General features: G+C 59.1%; 22 protein-coding genes and 1 pseudogene. 18 read left to right on the top strand and 5 right to left on the bottom strand.

Annotated elements, in window-relative coordinates:
* Positions 1–32 precede the first annotated feature (32 nt).
* The gene (locus JOE27_RS06470; RefSeq protein ID WP_204918304.1) at positions 33–1,166 is read right to left on the bottom strand and encodes an aminotransferase class V-fold PLP-dependent enzyme; all 1,134 of its coding nucleotides are present in this window, start codon (positions 1,164–1,166) and stop codon (positions 33–35) included.
* Positions 1,167–1,344: 178 nt separating this feature from the next.
* Here JOE27_RS06470 and JOE27_RS24800 point away from each other — a divergent pair.
* A pseudogene (locus JOE27_RS24800) lies at positions 1,345–1,455 on the top strand (GNAT family N-acetyltransferase); the annotation flags it as partial.
* Between the two features lie 447 nt (positions 1,456–1,902).
* Positions 1,903–2,658 (top strand): DUF3944 domain-containing protein, encoded by a 756-nt coding sequence (locus tag JOE27_RS06465; RefSeq protein WP_167059207.1) that lies wholly within the window; start codon positions 1,903–1,905, stop codon positions 2,656–2,658.
* A gap of 405 nt (positions 2,659–3,063) precedes the next feature.
* On the opposite strand, the gene JOE27_RS06460 is transcribed toward JOE27_RS06465, so the two are convergent.
* The gene (locus JOE27_RS06460) at positions 3,064–4,230 is read right to left on the bottom strand and encodes a PLP-dependent aminotransferase family protein (RefSeq protein ID WP_204918302.1); all 1,167 of its coding nucleotides are present in this window, start codon (positions 4,228–4,230) and stop codon (positions 3,064–3,066) included.
* An 80-nt stretch (positions 4,231–4,310) separates the two neighbouring features.
* Here JOE27_RS06460 and JOE27_RS06455 point away from each other — a divergent pair, with 80 nt between their 5' ends.
* The 3 genes from JOE27_RS06455 to JOE27_RS06445 all read left to right on the top strand — a co-directional run bounded on the left by JOE27_RS06455 (position 4,311) and on the right by JOE27_RS06445 (position 6,518).
* Complete coding sequence (locus tag JOE27_RS06455; RefSeq protein WP_012051939.1) at positions 4,311–4,754, top strand: MarR family transcriptional regulator; 444 nt, start codon at positions 4,311–4,313, stop codon at positions 4,752–4,754.
* 619 nt (positions 4,755–5,373) lie between these two features.
* The gene (locus JOE27_RS06450) at positions 5,374–5,799 is read left to right on the top strand and encodes a hypothetical protein (protein ID WP_204918300.1); all 426 of its coding nucleotides are present in this window, start codon (positions 5,374–5,376) and stop codon (positions 5,797–5,799) included.
* 134 nt (positions 5,800–5,933) lie between these two features.
* On the top strand, positions 5,934–6,518 hold the full coding sequence (locus JOE27_RS06445) for a tyrosine-type recombinase/integrase (RefSeq protein WP_204918298.1): 585 nt from the start codon (positions 5,934–5,936) through the stop codon (positions 6,516–6,518).
* Positions 6,519–6,719: 201 nt separating this feature from the next.
* Here the strand turns inward: JOE27_RS06445 and JOE27_RS06440 are convergent, their stop codons facing one another.
* Positions 6,720–7,598, bottom strand: coding sequence for a LysR family transcriptional regulator (locus JOE27_RS06440; protein ID WP_204918296.1), 879 nt, complete (start codon positions 7,596–7,598; stop codon positions 6,720–6,722).
* A gap of 115 nt (positions 7,599–7,713) precedes the next feature.
* Between JOE27_RS06440 and JOE27_RS06435 the strand changes: the two genes are divergently transcribed.
* From JOE27_RS06435 to JOE27_RS06375, 13 genes are all read left to right on the top strand, one after another.
* Entirely contained in the window at positions 7,714–8,895 is a 1,182-nt protein-coding gene (locus tag JOE27_RS06435) for a serine hydrolase domain-containing protein (RefSeq protein WP_204918294.1), read from the top strand.
* A 49-nt stretch (positions 8,896–8,944) separates the two neighbouring features.
* Positions 8,945–9,946, top strand: coding sequence for a zinc-dependent alcohol dehydrogenase family protein (locus JOE27_RS06430; protein WP_204920623.1), 1,002 nt, complete (start codon positions 8,945–8,947; stop codon positions 9,944–9,946).
* Positions 9,943–11,133 carry an MFS transporter gene (locus JOE27_RS06425; protein ID WP_204918292.1) on the top strand — a complete coding sequence of 397 codons (1,191 nt, stop codon included), beginning with the start codon at positions 9,943–9,945 and terminating at the stop codon, positions 11,131–11,133. Before JOE27_RS06430 ends, JOE27_RS06425 begins: the two co-directional genes overlap by 4 nt.
* A 47-nt stretch (positions 11,134–11,180) precedes the next feature.
* Positions 11,181–12,110: a LysR family transcriptional regulator gene (locus tag JOE27_RS06420; protein ID WP_204918290.1), complete on the top strand. Its 930-nt coding sequence runs from the start codon at positions 11,181–11,183 to the stop codon at positions 12,108–12,110.
* A 425-nt stretch (positions 12,111–12,535) separates the two neighbouring features.
* Positions 12,536–13,561, top strand: coding sequence for a nucleoid-structuring protein H-NS (locus JOE27_RS06415; RefSeq protein ID WP_348632615.1), 1,026 nt, complete (start codon positions 12,536–12,538; stop codon positions 13,559–13,561).
* Positions 13,558–14,718, top strand: a complete 1,161-nt coding sequence (locus tag JOE27_RS06410) for an isocitrate/isopropylmalate family dehydrogenase (RefSeq protein WP_204918286.1) — start codon at positions 13,558–13,560, stop codon at positions 14,716–14,718. The genes JOE27_RS06415 and JOE27_RS06410 overlap by 4 nt, the downstream gene beginning before the upstream one ends.
* A complete protein-coding gene (locus JOE27_RS06405) occupies positions 14,718–15,419 on the top strand; it encodes an RraA family protein (RefSeq protein ID WP_204918284.1) in 702 nt (233 codons plus the stop codon). The genes JOE27_RS06410 and JOE27_RS06405 overlap by 1 nt, the downstream gene beginning before the upstream one ends.
* Before the next feature lie 26 nt (positions 15,420–15,445).
* Positions 15,446–16,621, top strand: a complete 1,176-nt coding sequence (locus JOE27_RS06400; RefSeq protein WP_204918282.1) for an LLM class flavin-dependent oxidoreductase — start codon at positions 15,446–15,448, stop codon at positions 16,619–16,621.
* A 68-nt stretch (positions 16,622–16,689) separates the two neighbouring features.
* Positions 16,690–17,154 carry a flavin reductase family protein gene (locus tag JOE27_RS06395; RefSeq protein WP_239539305.1) on the top strand — a complete coding sequence of 155 codons (465 nt, stop codon included), beginning with the start codon at positions 16,690–16,692 and terminating at the stop codon, positions 17,152–17,154.
* A gap of 17 nt (positions 17,155–17,171) precedes the next feature.
* Positions 17,172–17,531, top strand: coding sequence for an antibiotic biosynthesis monooxygenase (locus JOE27_RS06390; RefSeq protein ID WP_204918277.1), 360 nt, complete (start codon positions 17,172–17,174; stop codon positions 17,529–17,531).
* A gap of 50 nt (positions 17,532–17,581) precedes the next feature.
* The gene (locus JOE27_RS06385) at positions 17,582–18,571 is read left to right on the top strand and encodes a nitronate monooxygenase (RefSeq protein WP_204918275.1); all 990 of its coding nucleotides are present in this window, start codon (positions 17,582–17,584) and stop codon (positions 18,569–18,571) included.
* Between the two features lie 13 nt (positions 18,572–18,584).
* Positions 18,585–19,361, top strand: a complete 777-nt coding sequence (locus JOE27_RS06380) for an alpha/beta hydrolase (RefSeq protein ID WP_204918273.1) — start codon at positions 18,585–18,587, stop codon at positions 19,359–19,361.
* A complete protein-coding gene (locus JOE27_RS06375; RefSeq protein ID WP_204918271.1) occupies positions 19,358–20,209 on the top strand; it encodes a DUF6282 family protein in 852 nt (283 codons plus the stop codon). The genes JOE27_RS06380 and JOE27_RS06375 overlap by 4 nt, the downstream gene beginning before the upstream one ends.
* A 486-nt stretch (positions 20,210–20,695) precedes the next feature.
* On the opposite strand, the gene JOE27_RS06370 is transcribed toward JOE27_RS06375, so the two are convergent.
* Entirely contained in the window at positions 20,696–20,959 is a 264-nt protein-coding gene (locus JOE27_RS06370; RefSeq protein WP_012314949.1) for a DUF3077 domain-containing protein, read from the bottom strand.
* A 144-nt stretch (positions 20,960–21,103) separates the two neighbouring features.
* Entirely contained in the window at positions 21,104–21,346 is a 243-nt protein-coding gene (locus JOE27_RS06365) for a hypothetical protein (protein WP_012314969.1), read from the bottom strand.
* Between the last annotated feature and the right edge of the window lie 277 nt (positions 21,347–21,623).

Raw genomic sequence — 21,623 nt, 5'->3', positions numbered from 1 at the left:
CCTGCGGTAGGTGCTGGGGCCAGGATGATGGCTTAGCTCGCCATCACTTCGTCGATCGCCTGCTCAAGGGTGCTGACCGTGCGCTCGATATTGTGCAGTTTTTCGAGCCCGAACAGACCGATGCGGAAGGTCTGGAAATCGGCGGGCTCGTCGCATTGCAACGGTACCCCCGCGGCGATCTGTAGGCCGTGGTCGGCAAATTTCTTACCGGTCTTGATACCCGCATCGTCGGTGTAGCTCACCACTACGCCAGGGGCCTGAAAACCGGCAGCAGCCACGCTTTTGATGCCTTTGCGGGTCAACATGGTGCGCACCCGATCGCCCAGAGCCTGTTGTTCGCCGCGGACTTTATCGAAACCGTAGGCCTGCATCTCGTTCATCACGTCGTTGAATCGCGCGAGCGAGTCGCTGGGCATGGTCGCATGGTAGGCATGCCCGCCCTGTTCGTAGGCCTGCATGATCTGAAGCCACTTTTTCAGGTCGCAGGCAAAGCTGCTGCTATGCGTCTGCTCCATGCGCTCCAGGGCCAACGCGCTGAACATCACCAGGGCACAGCAAGGGGAGGCGCTCCAGCCTTTCTGCGGTGCGCTGATCAGCAAGTCCACTGCACATTTCTGCATGTCAACCCAAAGCGTGCCTGAGGCGATGCAGTCCAGCACGAACAAGCCACCCACTTCATGCACGGCGTCGCCGACGGCCCGGACGTATTCGTCGGGCAGGATAATCCCTGATGAGGTTTCAACGTGGGGGGCGAAGACCATCTGCGGCTTCTGCGCCTTGATGGCTGCCAGGACTTCGTCAAGAGGTGGTGGGGCGTAAGCCGCTTGGCGACCCGTGTCTATCGGTCGGGCTTTCAGCACCGTGGTAGCCGCCGGAATGTTGCCTATCTCAAGGATCTGGCTCCAGCGATAGCTGAACCAGCCGTTGCGTATCACCATGCATTGCTGGCCGCTGGCAAACTGCCGTGCCACCGCTTCCATGCCGAATGTGCCGCTCCCTGGTACCACCGCAACAGCCTGGGCGTTGTAGACCTGTTTCAGGGTCCTGGAAATGTTTTTCATCACGCCTTGAAATGCCTGTGACATGTGATTGAGCGAGCGGTCGGTGTAGACCACCGAGTACTCGACCAGCCCCTCAGGATCAATACTGGGATAAAGCGTTGACATAGGTGACTCCTTTGGCATGGATGTCAGTGGTATCGACTCTGCCCCAAGCTTTGGCAAATGAAAGGATGAGTCGTGACTGATGTGGCGTCTGTCAAACGGCAGTTACCACCATAGCTTGGGGAAGGCACATTGCGATGCGCTAAGCTGTAATTCTTCAGGATTGAGGTCTCAGCATGGAATGTTACTTCGTCCCGCCACGAGCAGAGATGCAGCAGCGATTAGCCGCGTAGTTCTAGCCGCCCTGCGTGAGTCAAATTCACAGGACTACCCGCCTGATGTGATCGTTAAGGATTAGCCCAGACTATCTATGCTCATCGCCTCGATCTGGGGCTGCAACTGCAACGCTTGCGCTCTTGGCGTGACGAAAGCTGGCAGCGTTGCCGCCGGCTGCTCTTGGTAGCACGGTAGGCATTTACGGATGATGTTGGCATTGATGCCGTGGCTGATGGCGAAACTGGAGTTCGCCGTACGCCTAACCGGTTACAGATGTCTGTTACGGGCCGACAGCAGTCGGTCGCGACTGACCGCTGTCGACCCATAGCTGTCCTTGGCGGAGGCCGGTTACAGGCCAGGATAGATGCGAGCATCGTGTCTCTGTTCGGTCTTATCAAGCGGGAGACTTCCCGGTTTCCCCTGCTCTTTTAAAATCAAGGTTCCGGAATGGCCGCCGATAAGGGCAGAGCATTACGGCTTTTTACCGTATGCCTGACACACTGATCAAAGCATGGAGCGAGATATGGCATATAGAGACGATCCGGATTTGAAATTCCTGGGTTCGATGGATTCCAGTGACCTGAATGATCTGGTCTATTGCTTGGTTTATGACAAAGACGGTAGCTCGCGGCTGACCGAAGAGCTGTCCACGACGCCCGAATATAAGTCGCATTATCCTGACCACAGACGTTACTGGCAGCAGATCGCCGCCGAGATCCAGTGTTTCGGGGGGAACACGATTGCCACGATGCTCCGTGGTGGTAAAGGTGTCTTGTACCGTGAGGTACTGGAGGATGTCTGCGACAAGCTCAAGGTCAACTACAACAAGGGCTCGAGCATCGACCTGATCGAACAGAACCTGCTGAGCAAGATTTTGCGCGACGCGCTGGAAAAGATGTCCGCCGAAGAGATCAAGGCCTTGGGCGAATCCATTGGCCTCAAGAACACCAACCTGTTTACGGCGGAAGCGATGTTTGGTGTATTCCAAACCGTGTTTCGGGCGGGCGGCTTCAAGTCGTATCAACTGACGGCGATTGTGGTCAACGCCGTCCTCAAGGCGCTCATCGGTCGCGGCCTGAGCTTCGCTGCCACCGGCACGATGATGAGAACGATGGCGGTCATCACCGGGCCGATCGGCTGGGTTGTCACCGGAGCGTGGACTGCCGTGGACATTGCCAGTCCAGCCTTCAGGGTCACCATTCCGACCGTTATCCAGATCGCCGCACTTCGGCAGAAACAGGCTTACGGCGCAGCGGCTGAACAGGTTTCGTTTGGTTGACTCACTGTCTATGGATCTGTAAGCGTCCGGCGAACTCATCTTCCGAGCTTCAGCATTGAAAGCGATGGTGCCCACGTATTGAGCGGACACCATTGACTTAATGCTGGAGTTCGGAAGGTGAGTTCGCCGGACGTTTACTTTGAGCAGGCTGATACCACTTGTGAAGCCCTGCGTCTGATTTTCACGCAATAGCACCGTCGCGGGAATCGTCCCCCAGCAAAGCTCGCCCCGCCGTGTCAGTGGCCAGCAGGCTGTACTGGTGCAGGTTCAGGGAGCGCCCGTTGTTGTATTCCACATTCCGCTGGGTTCCCTCAAACACGAACCCAATTTGCGCTATTGGTCACTGACAGCTATGGGTCGAAATCGGCTTGTCGTGAATTGCAGATTTCGACCCATTAGACATAGTCAGGCCGCCTGTTGGATCAGAGCCCGACGCAGGACATCCGCCAAACGCTTCAGACCTTCATCCAGCTTGTCGGGAGCAACATGGCTGAAGTTCAGCCTCAGGTGCCCTGGATGTTTGTCAGGCTCCGGGAAGAAGGGCTCACCTGGCATGAAAGCCACATTGGCCGCCAGTGCCGGTTCGAGCAATTCCCGGGTATCGATGGGGTGCTTGAGCGTCAACCAGAAGAACAACCCTCCCTCTGGCATCTGCCACTCGGCCAGGTCGGCGAAGTGCGTCTCCAATGCCGCTTGGAAAGCGTCTCGACGACCCCGGTAATAGCTGCGTAACTCTTCAAGATGACGGTCAAGCCTTTCTGTCCCCAGCCATTGAAGCACCTGCCATTGGCCAACCCGACTGGTGTGCAGGTCCGCCGACTGCTTGAGCCGCAGCAAGTGCGGGAACAGGTCGGGGCTGGCAATCAGATACCCAATCCGCAAGCCGGGCAGCAAGGTCTTGGACACAGTACCGGTATAAATCCAGCTGGTGGTGTTCAGACGGCTTACAACCGGCATGGCCGCGACGCTGTCAAAGCTCAGCTCTCGATAAGGCTCATCTTCGATCAATGTGACGTTGAACTCATCGAGAAGCGCCGCGACTTCGTCCCTTTTCCTGTCGCTGTAGCGCAGCCCCGTCGGGTTCTGGAACGTTGGAATCAGATAGATGAACGCGGGGCGGTTCAGGCTCAGCAGTTCGCGCAGCGACTCCAGGTCCGGGCCATCCCGCTCCATCGGCAGCGAAAGGCAGTGCGCGCCGAAGAACTGGAAGCTTTGCAATGCAGCCAGATAGGTAGGGGCTTCCAGCAGTACCGGCGTTCCTTTGTCGATATACAGTTTTGATGTCAGGTCCAGAGCCTGCTGCGAGCCGCTGAGAATGAGCACTTGGCTAGCCTCGCACGTGATTCCCAACGCACGGGCTTCCCTGGCCAGCGCCTCACGCAACATCGGCTCACCCTCGCTCATCCCGTACTGGCCCATGCTGGTGGGCATTTCAGCCCAGTCCACAGAGGGCAGCTTCTCCTCTGCCGGCAGCCCCCCTGCAAAAGACATCATCCCTGGGCGCTGCGCGGCGGCCAGAATTTCACGAATCAAAGAGCTTTTAAGGCGCGAAACACGTTCAGAAAATGCCATGGATCACCTCTGGCCAAGCTCGAACAATATAGGTCAAACTCCTTTACCTAAAGTAGAACGCTCGTCGAGAATAAGTCAACATGATTGACCTAAAAAACCAGGAAGCACAGCAGCAGGCCATGGAGGCGTTTTTCTTTGGCTATCAGGCGTTCACCACCAAGGCCGACGAGATGCTTGAGCGCAGGGGCTTGGGCCGTGTGCATCAGAGGATCGTTTTTTTCATAGCCCGGCACCCGCACCTCAGCGTCAAGCAGCTGCTGGCTCTGCTCGGCGTGACCAAGCAGGCGCTGAACATACCGCTCCGGCAATTGGCAGAGATGGGCTTAGTGGACAGCGTGGCATCGCATACCGACAAACGGATGCGTTTGCTTCAGTTGACCAAAGAAGGCTCGCGACTTGAGGAAATGCTGCGACGTGAACAAGTAAAGCTGCTTGAACGGGCATTCGGTGAGGCCGGAGCGCCGGCTGTAGAGGGATGGCTGGCTGTCAATGCGGCATTGGGGAAGATACAAAATTCAACGTGAACCCGGATACCCGGAAGAAGGCCTCTGTAGACGCGGTTTCATTAGGAACATGCGTATGCTGAGCAGATTTGATTGTCCGCAATGGGTCGACAGCGGTCAGTCGTGACCTGCTGCTTTCGGATATTTGGATACCCCCCTTTGAGGTCGGTGTAGGGACTGATGCGGCGCAGGGCGTGCTCATGTTTCAGGGAGGGCAACTGACATGGTGCTTGGCAGTAGAAAAATCGGTTCCAAGACTATTTCGGCGACCCTTCTAGAATGCGGCCTGTAGGCGCGCCGTTTCGATTTCATTTTGGAACTGATAAAGTGCTTCAAGCCGCATGGGCGGGGTTTTCTTGGATCGGATTGCAAATCCGTCTACGCTGGTTCGATTCCGATCTCGGCCTCCATTATTCGAAAGCCCCGCAGATTAACGTCTGCGGTTTTCTATTGCGCCCAAGAAAGCAGAAGTGTTCCGCAACTCATCCTGCTTTGTCGGGCTCACCACCTGGGCAACTCGACGGGTGACCGCTGATGCATCGCTCTCCAGCTGCTGTACCAGCGCATCCTGCTAACCGCGGAACGGGCACGACAAGCGATTCGTTAGCGATCCCTGTTTCCTTTTCATGAGGCTTGGTCAATGGATGAAGAACTGTGGGGCTTTCACCTGTTCGGCGCGAACTTTGCCAGTGATGAAGAAGCAGAGTCATACGCCTTCGAGCAATGGGAGCCAGAACCTCCCGAAGCTGCCTCCGATACTGAATACAGTGACTGGGAAGAGCGCAACCCAACCTGGCGAATGGCTGACGAGCTTGAATTCCACATGGATTCCGACTTTGTGGAACTGCCAGGTGGCCTCGATCGCGTCGTTTCTCAGATAAGCAGCCCGGCTGAGCGGGCCGATGTCATCGCCAAGGGGGCGCCGTTCTCTCATTTCATCATGATTGGCACGAGTCGGGAGGCCATCTGGCACGACCGTCGCTCGCTTTCATCTCAAGTCGAGCCCGTAACGCGCTTGCCGGAAAGTACTGCCACTATCACCTACTTGGGGAAGTACAACTGCTGACCCGCTCCCACAGGCCCCCGCCGGCCTAGAAAAATCAGCAAGAGCTGTACTCTCGCCATGGCAGCTTTGGGTCGATAGCGACCGTCCACCGTATCGAGTTCACCCTTGTTCTCCTCTAATACGGAGGACAACCCATGAAAACCGCTGCTACCTACGCCCATCGTCCATGGAACAAGGGAAAGCTAGTCGGGCAGAAAGCCCCGCTCCGACTCAGAGATATCTGGGCCATCCGGGTAAGGCTCCAGATCGCAAAGAAATCTAGGGATCTGGCGTTGTTCAACTTGGCCATCGACAGCAAGCTGCGAGCCTGCGACTTAACCAAGCTTCGTGTACGGGACGTAGCCCATGGAGAGCATGTGTCGTCACGAGCGATCGTGATGCAGCAGAAAACTCAACATCCGGTGCAATTTGAGATCACTGAGCAAACCCGTATGGCTTTGGAAGCCTGGATGCATCAGGCTCACCTCCGTAGCGACGACTGTCTGTTTCCGAGTCGGCTACATGGTTCAGATCATCTGTCCACCAGGCAATACGCTCGAATAGTGAAAGCCTGGGTGACAGCCATTGGCCTTGATCCAGCGCTGTACGGCACCCACACGCTGCGGCGAACGAAGGCCTCATTTATCTATCGCAGAACCAAGAATCTGAGGGCAGTCCATCTGGCAACCAGCAAATTAAATAATGCACGGACCATTCAAGCCATCATATGCGCCGCGTAGTACTGCAGTTGAGGTCACGTGCCAGTTGATAGTCGGCGCCGGCGAAAACTCGCTCGTTTCCTGGCGGGTACCGGCGACCAGCGACAAACCGGAGCTATTGGTCGAGCAGCGGTTGGTCGCATGTTCCAGGCGACCAACGATCAGGATGAGGCAATCAATTTCTTTGGGGTCAGCAGGCGGTCACATAAGTCGTTGCTGGGACTACAACGACCGCGACACGTAATCGACAAAACAACGCAACTTCGGCGTGATGAAACGGTGCGAAGTCCACAGGATGTTGAAATTCAGCGTACGCGTGACTTGGTCAGCCAGAACGACCTGCAATGCCCCTTCCTTCAACGCCGTTCTCACCGCGAAATCGGGTAGACAAGCCAGGCCACGTCCAGCCACGGCGGCGGTGACGATCATTTCGAGACTGTTGCTGGTCATCGCGGGCTGTAGCTGGGCTGCCAGCGCCTCGTGCTCGACACCCAACGGCCAGGCTTCCAGGCGGCCGCTGGAGGGCAAGCGATAGAACAAGCAGGCATGCCCTTCGAGATCGTCGACCGTCACGGGCGTGCCAGTGCGGCGCAGGTACTCCGGCGCTGCCACCAGATGGAAATCGAAAGTGCCCAGTGCCCTGGAGACCAGCCTCGAATCACTGAGCGAACCGGTACGAATGACCACGTCGAAGCCTTCCTCGATCACATCCACCAGTCGGTCACTGAAATCGACTTCCAGTTGGATGGCCGGAAAGGCCTGCATGAAATCGGCCAGCATGGAAAACAGGAACTGCCCCGCCATCGGCAGACTGACGCGCAACCGGCCACGTGCTTCGCCTGCTGACTCGGACAGCTCGGATTCGGCAGTATCCAGTTCATCAATCACGCGCAGGCATCGCGCGAGAAACAACGCCCCCTCTGCGGTTAGGTGCAGGCTACGGGTGCTGCGGTGAAACAACCGCGTGCTCAGACGCGTCTCCAGACGCGCGATACTCTTGCCAACAGCGGAGGCCGAAATGCCAAGCGCTCGACCTGCTGCCACGAAGCTACCGGCCTGAGCCACTTGGACGAAGTCCCCGATACCACTGAGCTTGCTCACGGCTACCTGCCTCCATTGCGGATGATTTAGTCCTTAATAATCGGAATCGTAGCGTATTTTTCGATTACCTGAGCTCTTCTAGGATGTCGGTACTTCCTGAGTCGGCGTCCGCACCATGTCCCATCGCCCCCACCAAAGACGCCGCACTGCGTCCAAAACCTCGCAGGCCATCCGCAACATCGTCGAGACGGCCATAGCCGACGATCGGATCACCGGCGCAGTGGTGCTCGTCAAATACGGCGGCGAACTGGTCTGCCAAACCGCGCTCGGCTTCGCCGACCGGGAAGCAGGGCGTGCCATGGCAGTTGACTCGCTGTTCCAATTGGGATCCCTATCCAAGCTGATTACCAGTACAGCTGCGATGGTGCTGGTGGCGCAAGGGCGCATCGGGCTTGAAGATCCCATCAGCCGCTGGCTGCCCTGCTTTAAGACCACCGGGTTTCAGGGCAGTCCATCGAACATCACCCTTAGGCACCTGCTAAGTCACACCGCCGGCCTGGACTATGGCTTTCTGCAGGACTCTAGCCAGCCGTCGTACCAGCGCGCCGGCATTTCCGATGGACTCGACCGCACCGCTTTGACGCTGCAAGAGAACATCGAGCGCATCGCGCGTCAAGCGCTGCGCTATCCACCGGGCAGTGATTGTCGCTACTCATTGGCGACCGATGTAGTGGGCGCTTTGCTCGCCTCCATCGATGGCAGGCAATCGGTGCAGCAGGCATTGAGAAACCTGGTGCTCGACCCGCTCAAAATGCGTGATACGCGCTTTCAGGCGGTGGATACCGAGCGTCTGTGCGCGGCTTACCGCACCTGCGGCGCACGTACCGTGCGCCTGTCCGGCGCCCACACCCTCTCGCTGGCGCCGCGACGCGTCGGTCTGCGGGTCGACCCACAACGCCACGAGGATCAGGTGCAGTTTGCCTCAGCCGGTTTCGGTCTAATCGGTACCGCCAGCGACTATCTGACTCTGCTTGAAACCCTACGCACTGGTGGCGCTCAGCTGATTCCGGCGAGCTACATCGAGGAAATGGCAACCCCGCAACCAGGGGCATATCCGCTCGCGGGTCAACCAGGACGCGGCCTGGGGCTGGGCTTCAGCGTGCTGCAAGACCCAGTTACGGCGAGCACCGCTGAAGCTCCTGGCACCTGGAGACACTTCGGTCTGGCGGGACATACCTGGTGCGTGGATCCCGCGCAAAAGCTGTCCATGGTCATGCTGGTCAACAATTACATTGAAGGCTCTGGGCATAGTCTCGGACAGCTTGTCGTGTCCGCTATTTATGGAGCCGATGGCTGAACCACGTGTTGGGCCGATCAACGAACATCAAACAGCCAGAGGTTTAATAATGCCCAAGGTCGTACGCTTCCATAATTATGGTGGCCCTGAAGTGCTTCACCTCGAAGATTTGCCTGCCGCTCAACCCGGTGCAGGCGAAGTGCTCATCGAAGTGCATGCAATCGGACTCAATCGCGCCGAGTCGATGTATCGCAGTGGCGCGTACTTGGAAGCCGCAACATTTCCGAGTCGCCTCGGCTACGAAGCGGCCGGGATCGTGCTCGAGACCGGCGAAGGCGTCGACGCGTTCGCAGTCGGCGACCAGGTCAGCCTCGTTCCCCCTAGCAGCATCGCGCGCTGGGGCAGCTATGCCGAGCAGACCGTGGTGCCAGCGGCCATGCTGGTCAAGCACCCGAACCGCTTGAACATGCAGCAGGCCGCAGCGGTGTGGATGCAGTACCTCACGGCCTGGGGCGCACTGTTGCCGATTGGTAAACTGAGCAGACACGACACCGTACTGATCACCGCGGCCTCGAGCAGCGTGGGTCTCGCGGCCATCCAGATTGCTCGGCGTACCGGCGCCCGCAGCATCGCCTTCACCCGCTCGCCGAACAAGGTCCAGGCCCTGCTCAATGCAGGTGCCTGTCATGTCGTTGTCGGCGAGGCGGAGTTGACTGCCGAAATCAAACGTTTGACCGCAGAAAGCGGGGTTCGCCTGATCTTCGACCCGGTCGGCGGCGCATTGATGCAGACGTTGGTCGACGTCGCCAGTCGCGGCGGCATGCTCATCAGCTACGGCGCCCTGGCCGAAGAAAGCACCCCCTATCCACTGCTGCCGGTGTTGGCCAAGTCGCTGACGCTGCGCGGTTATCTGCTGCACGAGATCATCGACGATCCGCAACTGTTTGCTGAAGCCAAACGTTACGTCATCGAGGGTATCGAGGAAGGCAGTCTGCTGCCCTACATCGACAGCAAGACCTTCAGCCTGGATGAGATCGTCGACGCCCACCGTTATATGGAGTCCGGCAAGCAGCTGGGCAAAATCGTCATCAATACGAGGCTTGGCAAATGAGACTGTTCTCTCCGATATTCTTCATCGCATTGGGTCTGTTCGGTGTCTATACCATCGAGTTCGGCGTCGTCGGCATTCTGCCAGTGATCGTCGAGCGGTACGGAGTATCCGTGGCTCAGGCAGGATTTCTGGTCGGTGTGTTCGCACTGGTGATCGCGGTCTGCGGCCCGTGGATGGTGCTGAAGTTTTCCAGGTACAACCGCAAGCGGGTGCTGACCATCTGTCTGTGGATCTTCGCAATCAGCAGTGCGCTGTCGGCATATGCCTCCAATTACGGCACTTTGATGGTATTGCGCATCGTACCGGCGCTATTCCACCCGCTGTATTTCTCCCTGGCGTTCGTCGCGGCCATTTCTCTGTACCCGCCGGAGCGTGCGACTCAAGCGACCGCCCATGCCTTCATAGGGACCAGCATGGGGATGGTTCTGGGGGTACCGATCACCACCTGGATCGCCGCGCAATTCAGCTACGAAACCGCCTGGTTGTTCTGCACCGTGGTCAACGTGGTGGCCGGCATCGGCATCCTGGCGTGGCTACCGGACACACACGCAGGGCAGAAAACACCTTACGGCGAACAGCTGGCAATCCTACGAAAGCCTGCCTTGTGGCTGAACATCGCCGCCTCTACCATGATTTTCGCTGCAATGTTCTCAGTCTATGCCTACAGCGCCGAATATCTCTCGCGTGAAGCCAGCCTCTCGGCCGAGCTCATCAGCGTGCTACTCATCGTCTTCGGCGTAGGTGGTGTCGCCGGCAATTTGCTGGCCGGCAAATGGCTGGCACAGCGCAAAGTGCTGACCACGATGCTGCACCCGGTTCTTCTGGCTGTCGCCTACGCGCTGGTCTACGCATTCGCCAGCCCCGACATCTGGTCGATGACGGCCATCGTCCTGTTCTGGGGGGCCGTGCACACCAGCGGGCTGATCGTTACCCAGGTCTGGCTGACCGGTGAGGCACCGGAAGCGCCGGAGTTCGTCACCGGGTTGTACATCTCCTTCATCAACCTCGGGGTAACGGTGGGCTCGACGGCAGGCGGTCTGTTCATCAACCAGTTCGGTCTGCACGGCACGCTGATCAGCGGTGCCCTGTTCTGCGCCATTGCCCTCGGGCTGATCGTGCTGAAACTGGTCATCTTCGGCGAGCGGCGCAAACCGGTAATGTACGAAGCCAATAACGCAACACATTAACGTTCGACAACGCGCAGTCGAAAAGAAGGGTCTACGGAGTATTTGACATGGAAATGAGTCTGACGACCACCGATACAGCTTCCGTGATGTCTGTACGTAAAGATTCCCCATTCGCGTGGGAAGATCTGCGGTTTTTCCTCGGATTCTGCCAGCATCGATCTCTAGCGGCGGCTGCGCGTTCTTTGAGCGTCGAACATGCAACGGTCGCACGCCGAATCACTGCACTGGAACAATCGCTGAAGTTGCGTCTAGTGGACCGACGCAGTCGCAAATACGAGCTGACGCCGGTCGGTGAACGTATCGCCCAGCTAGGCCTGGACATGCAGTTGCAGGCCAGTGCGATCAGCCGTGTCGCCTCGAGCATTCGCGAGGCGCACGTGGCCGATATCACGTTGCACTGTCCGCCATCACTCGCGACACACGTCATCGCTCCGCAGCTGGGCAGGCTGCGCGCCGACTGTCCGGCGGTGAATCTGCATCTGCTGGCTGACTCGGGCAAGGTCTGCCTGTCCAAGGGTGAGGCCGACATTGATCTGCGCTGGGGCAGACCGACCGAGCCTGAGCTAGTGGCACGTAAGATTGCCGCCGTAGAGTTCGGTTTCTATGCGTCCCCGGACTATCTGCTGAACCGCCTGCCCGCTACTTATGAGTTCATTTCCTATGACGAGTACGTCGAAGGTTCGGCCCATGAACAATGGCTGACTCGGGCAGCGGCAGGTCGACCTGTAGTGGTCCGCGCCAAGTACCTGGACATTTTAGCGATGGCAGCCCGGGCCGGTGCCGGCATCGCGCTTTTGCCGTGTTTCAGCGGCGACAGCCCGCTCAATCCACTGCAACGCGTCGGCCTGGAGGACAGTCCGATGACCTTAGAACTCTGGCTCACCGTGCATGGCGACATGCGCCACGCCGCGCACATTCGGAAAATGATGGATTTCGTTAACAGCTGCTTCAATCCGAAATTGACGCAGCTCAATTGACGGTCAGCGCCAAGAACTTTTCAGCTAACACAACTGCTGCCTCCGGGCAGCTTTTTTTTGCACGATGATTATTCAGCGATGCTCGAATGCGTCATAGCTATGTAAGAAAATAGAACTTTCCATGAACAAGGGCTTCCTAACCGTAGCAGTTTCCACTCATCGACAACAATCATCAGCCCATCCGCGCCATAGCACTTGCGGCGCAGTGATGCAATGGTAATTTTTTCACATCCCCTCCTGTGGAACTGGCAATTTACAACTCTCCAGCGATAAACCACCATCGCTCCGGCTAACCAAAAAATAACACACAAGTACAGAGTGTGGACTAACAATGCCCTGGCCATCGTTGAAAACAGTGGCAACTCGACATTCAAACTGCTGGGCTTTAAAGCAGGTGATTAAATGCGTGCAACTTCTAAAGGATAATGAAGATGAGTCGAGTTCAAATAATCGATGTAACATTGCGAGATGGTGGTTATCGTAACAACTTTGAGTTTTCCGCGGAATACGCCAGCGAAGCGGTGAGGCAACTTGCTGCTGCCGGCGTCGAATATTGTGAGGTTGGCTATCGTAACGGTCCATATCGTAGGTTGGCGCAGCCTGGCCTCACTGCGCGGGTCTGCACGGATTACCTTACGCAGCTCAGCCAAGCGGCGGCGGGGCGTATCAATCTGGTAGTCATGGTTCATCCACAGCATGTCACCGAACAGGATTTCGCCCTACTCAAAGCTAGCGGGGTGAGCATGGTCCGGGTCTGTTTGAAAGCCGCCCAAATGCAGGAAGGCATTGACTGCATCGCGCTGGCGAAGGAATTCGATCTTAAAGTCAGCGCCAACGTCACTCATGTCACACAACTGGCGCCGGCTGCCATTTCCGAGCTGTGCCTGCGAGCGGAAGCAGCAGGGGCCGATGTCATCGCCTTTGCTGACTCCAACGGCAGCATGATCCCGGCAGACGTGGAGCGACTGATCAGCCGGATCTCACGGCGCGTGCTGGTACCACTGGGCTTCCACGCCCACAACAACCTGTCCCTGGCCCTGTCCAATGCCATCGCTGCAATGGAAGCCGGCGCCGAATATATCGATACCTCGATCTGCGGCATGGGCAAAGGCGCAGGCAACCTGCACCTAGGAATGTTCATCGCCTACCTGCAGCGGGCCGGCCTACGCAGCCGCTATGACCTGGTCGAAGCCCTCACCCTGTCCCAACGTACCGCCGAGCAGGTGCCGGTCAGTCACATTCCTCCGTCTTTGCTGGACATCATCACAGGCACCTATGACCTGGCATTCGATGCCCAGGCCCAGGTGGAGCAGATGGTCAGCGATGGTCAGGCCGCTTCGGGCTTCCACGCGGCAGAAATCATCTACGAGGCCAGCCGTCAGCGTCCGGCTGCCGCCGCCCGGAGCAAGCCGGCAACCCCGTTCCGCGCCGTACAGGGGCATTCCCAATGAAACGCAAGAACATCTGTGTGCTGCCCGGCGACGGCGTTGGCATCGAAGTCACCGAAGCAGTCGTGCCGCTATTCGAGGCGCTTGAGCTGCCAGTCACGCTGAACTTCGGACAAATCGGCTGGGAGTGCTGGCGCGCGGAAGGTAACACCGTACCGCAAGCAACCTGGCGCCTGATCCAGGAAAGCGATGCGACGCTGCTCGGCGCGATCACCAGCAAGCCGCAGCGAGAAGCGCAAGCTGAGCTACCCAACCACCTGCGGCACAGCGAAGTGCCTTATGTGTCGCCGGTTATTCAGCTGCGCCAGAGGCTTTCGCTGTACGCCAACGTGCGTCCGGTCACCGATGTGATTGGTGACGAACGTTTCCGCTTCACGGTGATCCGCGAAAACACCGAAGGGCTGTATGCGGGTCTGGACTACGCTTCGGTGCCGCTAGAAATCGAACCTTTGTTGCTCGCCAAGGAACGCCAGGGTGCGTCTTGGCAGCGCATCGATCGCCACGATGCGGCGGTCAGCCTCCGCCTCCAGACGCGCTTGGGAGTGACCAGGTTGCTTCGTTTCGCCTGCGACCATGCCCGTGCTCAGGGCTTCGACAAGGTGACCCTGGCCGACAAACCGAATGTCCTGCGCAATAGCAGTGCGTTCGTGCGGGACATTCTGGAAGAAGTGGCGGCCGACTACCCAGATCTTCAGCTCAACATCGAGAACGTCGATGCTGTGGCGCTTTGGATGGTGCAACGCCCGGAACGCTTCGGCGTCATCGTGGCGGAAAACATGTTCGGCGATATCCTCTCCGACCTTGGCGCTGGCGTCATGGGCGGGCTGGGCTTGGCGCCCAGCGCCAACATCGGCGAGCACGGCGCCTATTTCGAGCCAGTACACGGCAGTGCGCCGGCTCACGCTGGGCTGAACAAGGCCAATCCATCAGCAATGTTCCTCAGTGTGGCGCTGCTGCTCGAGTACCTCGACTTCACCGAGGCCGCCTCACGGGTGCGCAGTGCTGTACGCCAAGTCGCCCAGAGCGATGTGCGTACCTACGACCTGGGCGGCTCCCATAGCACCACTGAAGTCGCCCAACGCATCATCGACACGTGCCTGACGCTCAATCAGCGAGGCACCGTCCGCCCGTCTCAGCTCACTATCCCGGAGTACAACTGATGTCCGCAGTCATCCAAATTGACGAGCAGGCCTTGATCGCTGCCTGTGAACACCTGGACACGGCTTGCCTGTCCGACGCCATGGACAGCATGGGCCTAGACGGCGGGCTGCTCGGCATCGATCAGCAGGTGCCCGGAGCACGCTGTGTCGGCTTCGCCTACACAGTCTGCTACGAGTCGGTCGAGGTCGGCGACGGCTTTCGCAATGCCGCCAACTACATCGATGACGTGCCCGCCAATGCGGTGATCGTCTCCAGCAACCCTGGGCGCACCGACTGCACGACCTGGGGCGACATTCTCACCCATGTCGCCATCGGTAAACAGATCGCAGGCACCATCATCGACGGTGCCGCACGGGACATCGACACGGTGCGCCGATTAGGCTACCCGCTGTTCAGCCGAGCGCGCTACATGAAATCGGCCAAGAATCGGGTGCAACTCAAGGCTGTGCAAGTTCCCCTCAGCATCGGTGGCACCCGTGTCGCGCCTGGCGACTTAATGGTCTGCGATAGCAGCGGATGCATCGCCATTGCCCGCGAGCATGCCAGTGAAGTGGTGCGCCGCGCACACGCCGTCGAGCGTACCGAGCAGGACATCATCGCCAGCGTCGGCGACGGCCTGTCCCTGAAGCAGGCACGCGCGCTGCACCGCTACGACCAGCCGTGGCTGAGTACCGAAGCCAAGCAACGTGCTCTTTCTTGAACATGGAAGTGATAAGGACTACCCAAATGACCGCAATGACGCCGGTACCACGCAAACAGAACCCCGTACGCCATAGCAAGAACAAGATCAAGCTGGGTGTGTTCGGCTTCAACATCGAAGGCGGCTGCACGCTGACCAACGCTCCGGAACGCCACCACGCCGCGGATTGGCAGTCCAACGTGGCGATTGCCCAGATGGCCGACCGCGCCGGCATGGAGATGCTCTTGCCCGTCGGACGCTGGCGAGGCTGGGAGGGGGATAGCAACCCGATGGGCGTGTCCTATGAAACCTACACTTGGGCAGCCGGGCTGGCTTCGGTTACTGAGCAGATCGCCCTTTTCACCACTTCGCACCTGTCCACGGTGCACCCGCTGTTCGCCGCCAAACAGGCTGCCACCATCGACCACATCAGCGGCGGCCGTTTCGGGCTTAACATTATCTGCGGCTGGTTCGGTAAGGAAATGGGCATGTTCAATGGCCTTCAGCGTGAACATGACCGTCGTTACGACCATGCCGACGAGTGGCTGGAAATCGCCCTGCGCGCCTGGGGCGAACAGGAGGCCTTCGATTTCCAGGGCGACTTCTTCCAGATTGCTCAAGGTTACTCCCAGCCCAAACCGCTGAATCAGCCGTTCCTGATGAATGCCGGTGGTTCGACCCGAGGCAGACGCTTCTGTACCCAGCACTGCGATGCTGCGTTCCTGATCCTCAAACACGAGGACGATGACGACACCATCCGTGCACAGATCAACGCTTACCGGGATCAGGCGCGCATCGAGTTCGGCCGCGAGATCCAGATCTGGGTCTATGCATATGTCGTGCAGGAGGACAGCCTAGCCGAGGCTGAACGAAAGCTGCAGTACTACGCCAACGAGCAAGGCGACGATGCGGCGCTGGACAACGTGACGCGCGAGATTGGTATCCAGAGCGGCATGTTCAAGGACGCGGCGGACGCCGAACGTTTCCGCTTCCACTTCAAGGCGGGCTTCGCCGGCGTGCCGTTGGTCGGCACGGCACCGATGATTGTCGAGCAGATGCAGCGCTGGTCCGACCTGGGCGTGGATGGACTGAACCTCACTTGGCTCGACTACCGCAGCGGTCTGGCGCGCTTCGTCGACGAGGTCATGCCGCTGATGGAACAGGCCGGGCAGCGCCAAACTGCGACATCGATAATTACAGCGCCGACCCAGGTGCTGGCATGAAGGCCGAAATCAGATTACCGATGGGGAACATGCCGGGCCCCGGGCTAGCAGAGGACTTTAAGGGGGCGATGCGACGCCTGACCGGCAGTGTCGCGCTGGTCTGCACACGCGATGATCACGGAGCCCCGATCGGTATGGCAGCCACCGCCGTCACCTCAGTGAGCACCGAGCCACCTGCGCTGCTGGTGTGTATCAATCGCTCGGCCAGTTTGTACACGCCGCTGCTGGCGCACGGCTGCTTTAGCGTGAACCTGCTGGATGTCGAACAGGCGCAACTGGTGGCGGTGTTCGCCGGTGCCGTGAAAGGCAGCGCGCGGTTCGCCCATGGTACCTGGAACGACATACTCGGCGTGCCGTGCCTGGCAGATGCACAAGCCAACATCGTTTGCCATGTCGAGCAGAGCGTGAGCTACGGCAGTCACGAACTGATCATCGGCCGCGTGCAGACGGCGACCCATGCCAGCACCGTCAACCCACTGCTTTGGCAAAACGGCGCCGCTGCGGCGGCCGCTCCACTACAGCAGCTCTCTTAACTCTGAAGGCAATGACCATGACTCAATTCCCAGCGTTTCCCGCACCCGACAACAACGAGCAGTCGGCCATCTTCCTGATCAACGTGGTGCACGTCGAAGAAGGCAAGCAGGATGCTGCACTCGCCGTCCTGCAAGAAGCAGTCGGTTACGTGTCGCGCACCTATCCGTCGTTCCAGTGGAGCCGTCTGTACAAGAGCGTCGACGGCAAGACCGTGATCAACCAGGCGCAGTGGAAGAGTCGCGCCGAGTTCGAATCCCTGTTCGAGGATCAGCAATTCCTGGACCGATACCTAAAACTCAAGGAGACCGGCACCTGGGAGTACCACCTCTATCAAGTCAGTGATTACATCCCGGCAGCCCTCCAGCAACCTGCCTAACGGTCCGGGCGTGGCTACGCCACGCCTTTCTCAGTACAAGGAAGTCGATGATGAAAAGCATGCACACCCGCTTCACCCAAGTTTTCGGCGTCGAGCACCCGCTCGTGCTCGCGCCAATGGGCGGCGCCTCTGGGCATGAACTGGCTACCGCTGTTTCGCGCGCCGGCGGTCTGGGGCTGGTTGGCGCCAGCTATGGTGATGCGCAGTGGATGAAGGAACAACTGGCGCCGATGCGCGACGTGCAGCAGCCCTGGGGCGTTGGCTTGGTCATGTTCACGGTCATCAACGCCATGCACCTGCTCGACCTCGCCCTGAGCTACCGACCCGACGTCGTGGCGCTATCGTTCGGCGATCCCCACCCATTCATTCCAAAAATTCACGCCGCTGGAGCCAAAGCCATCGTACAGATTCACGATCTAGAACAGGCTCGCGTGGCCGTTGAGGCCGGTGCCGACGCACTGATCGTGCAGGGTGCCGAAGCCGGCGGTCACAGCCTGCGTCGGGCATTGATGCCGCTGCTACCGGCGGTTCGAGATCTGGTCGGGGAGCAGATTCCACTCATCGCCGCCGGCGGCATCGCCGATGGTCGAGGCCTGGCTGCCAGCCTGGCGCTCGGGGCTGACGCGGGCATGCTCGGAACACGCATGCTGGCCACCGACGAGGCATTGCCAAGCCTCGCGTTCAAGCAGCGTCTAATTACCTCGCGCACCGCACAGACTGTGCGTACCCGCATATTCGACCTCGTGCGCGGCATTGAATGGCCAGCCCCCTACAGCGGCCGTGCTATCGCCAACGGATTTTCGCAAACCTGGCTGGGCCGCGACGAAGCGCTGCAGCAAGCGCCTGCCAGTGTCGCCGAAGATTTCCTGCAGGCCATCCGCAACGACGATCTGGACCAGCGGGTGATCTGGGCTGGCGAGGTCCTGGACCTGGTCAATGACGTCCAGCCAGCGGCCGCATTGCTGCACAGCATCGTGACGCAAACCCACCAATGCCTTGTGCACCTGCAAGGGCTAGTCGCCGATCATCGAGTAGAGTGAGGAGCACCTGATCGTGAAAATTGAGCCTACCTACTCGCAATTCGGCCAGGGTGACAAGCTGGCGGTCGTGATGTCTCCGGTGATGACACATTGGGATCACGGCGAGTTCTTCGCCCCGCTGACCGAGTACCTGACATCACAGCATTACCGCGTGGTCGTCTATGACAGCTTGTCGCTGCTGTCGGACCGCGACTGCGACCTGTCGGCGTTTGCCGAGCGCTGGCTGCCTCATCTCGAGGCACTGGGACCGATCGACCTGCTGGCTGGCAGTGCCTTGGGCGGTGCTTTGGTGCAGACATTGCTGGACACGCCGCTTGCTCAGCACGTGAACGCCGCGCTGCTGATTTCCGCGCCGACGGTAGCCGATCAGGTCCTCGATCAGCGCCTCGGCGCCATGGCGGCCCTGGCCCGAGCGGGCAAGCTCAAGGCTGCGTCGGACTTGCTGGAGTGTTATGTCATGCCTGCGGCACCCGCCACTACGCAGTCGCTGCAGGTCGGTGCCGGAGTCAGTGGCCCCGATCTCCCCTGCATACGTCTGGACAAGGGCTTCGGCCTGCTACAACGGCTTGACGTGCATGAGTCGCTGAGCCGGTTCGACAAGCCGGTGCTAAGCGTGGTCGGTGAGTGTTCGCAACTGGTACGCGCGGAGCACGTGCAGATCGGCCCGCGTCCCACTCATCGACTTCTGGAGATCCGCGGTGGGGGAATGCGGCCGCTGGTGGACGCACCCGAGGCCGTGATCCAAGCGCTGCAGGGAATGATAGAAACTTGCGAAGAGGGTGTGCAATGAAGTTACAGGACGCCCGTTTCATCGACGTTCACTACCATGCCGGCCCGGACGCCTTCGTGCGTCGCCACGGGGCGCTCGAAGCCGGGCGGCAGTACGCGGCCTACGATGGTTGGGTTGTGCTAAAAAATCACTTGGGCTGCTCTGCGGCGCAAGCTTGGGAAGCGCGTCAGGAAGGCCTGCCGGTATCAGGTTCGGTTGTTCTCAACGAAATCGCGGGGGGCGTCGATTTCAGAGTGGTGCAACGCTCGCTGTGCCTGCACGGCGATAGCCCCGCCCGGCTCATCGTGCACCTGCCGACGGTCACTGGCCGCAAGCACACCTCCAGCCTCAAGCGGGAGATCGGCCACAGTCTCTTGCAGCACAGCCCGATCTTGCCCACCACAGTATCTTGCGATGGCCAGCTAACCAAAGCCGCTCAAGACATCCTGCGCATGGCTAGGGACTACCCGATAGTCATTTCCACCGGCCATGCCAATGCCGACGAAATCGACCTGCTGGTGGATGCCGCCGTGTGTTTTCAGGTGCCTCGGCTGATGCTCAACCAACCGGCCAACCCGCTCACCGGGCTGGATGCCCGCGCATTGCGCGATCTAGCCGAGGTGCCGTCGGTGTATGCCGAACAAACAGCGCTCACCTATTTGCTTGGCTATCAGCCTTGGGAGGATTTCGAAGCGGTGCTTAAAACCGTGCCCAGGGCCTTGTATAGCTCCGACCTTGGGCAGACGTCGCAAATGGACGTGCAAAGTTGGCTAGGCAAAACCGCCGAGTGGTTCGAGAGCATGCAACTGAGCAATACGCTGAAGCGCTCGGTGACGTTCGAGCAGGCGCTGCAGATGCTGCAGCACTGAGCACCGCCCGTATCGGTGGAGAGCCTGCGATGACCGCATTGCTGATCATCTTTGACGACCCTGACCTCGACTACCGTTTTCACCGATGGCAATGATGACATGACCAACGTGCATGTGGAGATCTTCGGCCCGACCGCTTTCGACCCAGGCTGTGTGAAAACCCAAACGGGTCTCTGAAGATCGCGAGCGTACGTGAAATCTGAAATGGCTTGGTTATTCAGCTAACCCAGATTTCGCGCAGGAGCGCGAAATTCTGGTCATTTTCTAACCAGCCGGATCGCGCCAAGCGTTTTCACACAGCCTGGACCCGAAGCAGACAGCGACCCAAAGCTCTGTGGTCAGTACTGGCCTCATCGCCGGCAAGCTGCCCCCAGGAAATCACCAGCCTTCAGGCATGCGCTGTACCTGTGGGAGCCGCGCTTGCCGGCGATGGGCCGCGAAGCGGCCCCGGTTACAGATGTCCGCCATGGTCGGGCAGTTCAGCCCTTAGTGCATCATGCCCAGCTCGGCATCATCCATCAGTGCTTTGGCCAACGCACTCAGGTAGTGCGAAGCCCAGATCAGCTGTGGTTTATCGTCCATCAAGCCTTCGATGGTCAGGTCCCGCACATAGCCCATCAGCTCTGAAGCCTGTTCGCGGGCATTCTGGCAAGGGATGCCCGCTTCGATGCGAAACAGTGGGTGGGTCTGGTTTTCACCCTGGTAGAACGTGGTCTTACCGACAGTGACTTTGGTGTCATCTGGGGTCATTGCGAATTCTCCCTGAAGGTTTAGGGCCTGGGCGAACGTCATGACGGGCAATCCGCCTTTAGCTCAGCACCGGTCTCACGCAGCGCGCTGTGCGTATGGGCTTGCTGGCGACAGCGCCCACCCAGGCAAAACAGGCTTAACGGCCTAGTGCAGGGTGCGCGGCTCGGGCGGCATCTGCAGCTGGATCAGGGCTGATTCGAGCAGTACGCGTAGCGACTCGAGCTCATGCATCGAGGCCATCATCAGAACCGAGGCGGGCGTTCTGGGCTGTAGCGAAACAGCCTGCTGCGCCACGCTTTGCGCGCACAGGGCGAACTCCGCAGCCTGGATGATCGTGTCTTCGAGGGAGTGGTGGTTGTGGGGTGGATCGGGGACCATTTTGAGCATTGCATAGTACCTTCAATTAGGCGGTCACCTATCCGCTGTCAAACAGAAGGGTGGCAGCTGTACATGGGTTGACAGACCGGCGGACTATGCAAGTTCCGGCGCACGCAAGCGTGCCCGCACGTACAGCCGCCATTGAAGGCAAGCCGTATGCATAATACCGTCGCGGCCTGTCAAAGCCGATCGCTGAACAACAGCGACCCGCCGAGACTAGAACGCAGCCCAAGCGACCGCAACGGAAAAAGTGCGGCGAGAGTATGTTTGGGAAATGGACTACAAC

The organism is Pseudomonas sp. M5 (assembly GCF_016907075.1).
Taxonomy (GTDB): domain Bacteria; phylum Pseudomonadota; class Gammaproteobacteria; order Pseudomonadales; family Pseudomonadaceae; genus Aquipseudomonas; species Aquipseudomonas putida_E.
The sequence above is the reverse complement of the archived record's forward strand: the minus strand, read 5'-3'. Positions and strand labels throughout refer to the sequence as shown.

What these genes read in the sequence shown, in the direction of transcription:
- JOE27_RS06470 (WP_204918304.1), bottom strand. Translation starts at nt 1,166, where the DNA reads ATGTCAACGCTTTATCCCAGTATTGATCCTGAGGGGCTGGTCGAGTAC.
- JOE27_RS06465 (WP_167059207.1), top strand. Translation starts at nt 1,903, where the DNA reads ATGGCATATAGAGACGATCCGGATTTGAAATTCCTGGGTTCGATGGAT.
- JOE27_RS06460 (WP_204918302.1), bottom strand. Translation starts at nt 4,230, where the DNA reads ATGGCATTTTCTGAACGTGTTTCGCGCCTTAAAAGCTCTTTGATTCGT.
- JOE27_RS06455 (WP_012051939.1), top strand. Translation starts at nt 4,311, where the DNA reads ATGATTGACCTAAAAAACCAGGAAGCACAGCAGCAGGCCATGGAGGCG.
- JOE27_RS06450 (WP_204918300.1), top strand. Translation starts at nt 5,374, where the DNA reads ATGGATGAAGAACTGTGGGGCTTTCACCTGTTCGGCGCGAACTTTGCC.
- JOE27_RS06445 (WP_204918298.1), top strand. Translation starts at nt 5,934, where the DNA reads ATGAAAACCGCTGCTACCTACGCCCATCGTCCATGGAACAAGGGAAAG.
- JOE27_RS06435 (WP_204918294.1), top strand. Translation starts at nt 7,714, where the DNA reads ATGTCCCATCGCCCCCACCAAAGACGCCGCACTGCGTCCAAAACCTCG.
- JOE27_RS06430 (WP_204920623.1), top strand. Translation starts at nt 8,945, where the DNA reads ATGCCCAAGGTCGTACGCTTCCATAATTATGGTGGCCCTGAAGTGCTT.
- JOE27_RS06425 (WP_204918292.1), top strand. Translation starts at nt 9,943, where the DNA reads ATGAGACTGTTCTCTCCGATATTCTTCATCGCATTGGGTCTGTTCGGT.
- JOE27_RS06420 (WP_204918290.1), top strand. Translation starts at nt 11,181, where the DNA reads ATGGAAATGAGTCTGACGACCACCGATACAGCTTCCGTGATGTCTGTA.
- JOE27_RS06415 (WP_348632615.1), top strand. Translation starts at nt 12,536, where the DNA reads ATGAAGATGAGTCGAGTTCAAATAATCGATGTAACATTGCGAGATGGT.
- JOE27_RS06410 (WP_204918286.1), top strand. Translation starts at nt 13,558, where the DNA reads ATGAAACGCAAGAACATCTGTGTGCTGCCCGGCGACGGCGTTGGCATC.
- JOE27_RS06405 (WP_204918284.1), top strand. Translation starts at nt 14,718, where the DNA reads ATGTCCGCAGTCATCCAAATTGACGAGCAGGCCTTGATCGCTGCCTGT.
- JOE27_RS06400 (WP_204918282.1), top strand. Translation starts at nt 15,446, where the DNA reads ATGACCGCAATGACGCCGGTACCACGCAAACAGAACCCCGTACGCCAT.
- JOE27_RS06395 (WP_239539305.1), top strand. Translation starts at nt 16,690, where the DNA reads ATGCGACGCCTGACCGGCAGTGTCGCGCTGGTCTGCACACGCGATGAT.
- JOE27_RS06390 (WP_204918277.1), top strand. Translation starts at nt 17,172, where the DNA reads ATGACTCAATTCCCAGCGTTTCCCGCACCCGACAACAACGAGCAGTCG.
- JOE27_RS06385 (WP_204918275.1), top strand. Translation starts at nt 17,582, where the DNA reads ATGAAAAGCATGCACACCCGCTTCACCCAAGTTTTCGGCGTCGAGCAC.
- JOE27_RS06375 (WP_204918271.1), top strand. Translation starts at nt 19,358, where the DNA reads ATGAAGTTACAGGACGCCCGTTTCATCGACGTTCACTACCATGCCGGC.
- JOE27_RS06370 (WP_012314949.1), bottom strand. Translation starts at nt 20,959, where the DNA reads ATGACCCCAGATGACACCAAAGTCACTGTCGGTAAGACCACGTTCTAC.
- JOE27_RS06365 (WP_012314969.1), bottom strand. Translation starts at nt 21,346, where the DNA reads ATGCTCAAAATGGTCCCCGATCCACCCCACAACCACCACTCCCTCGAA.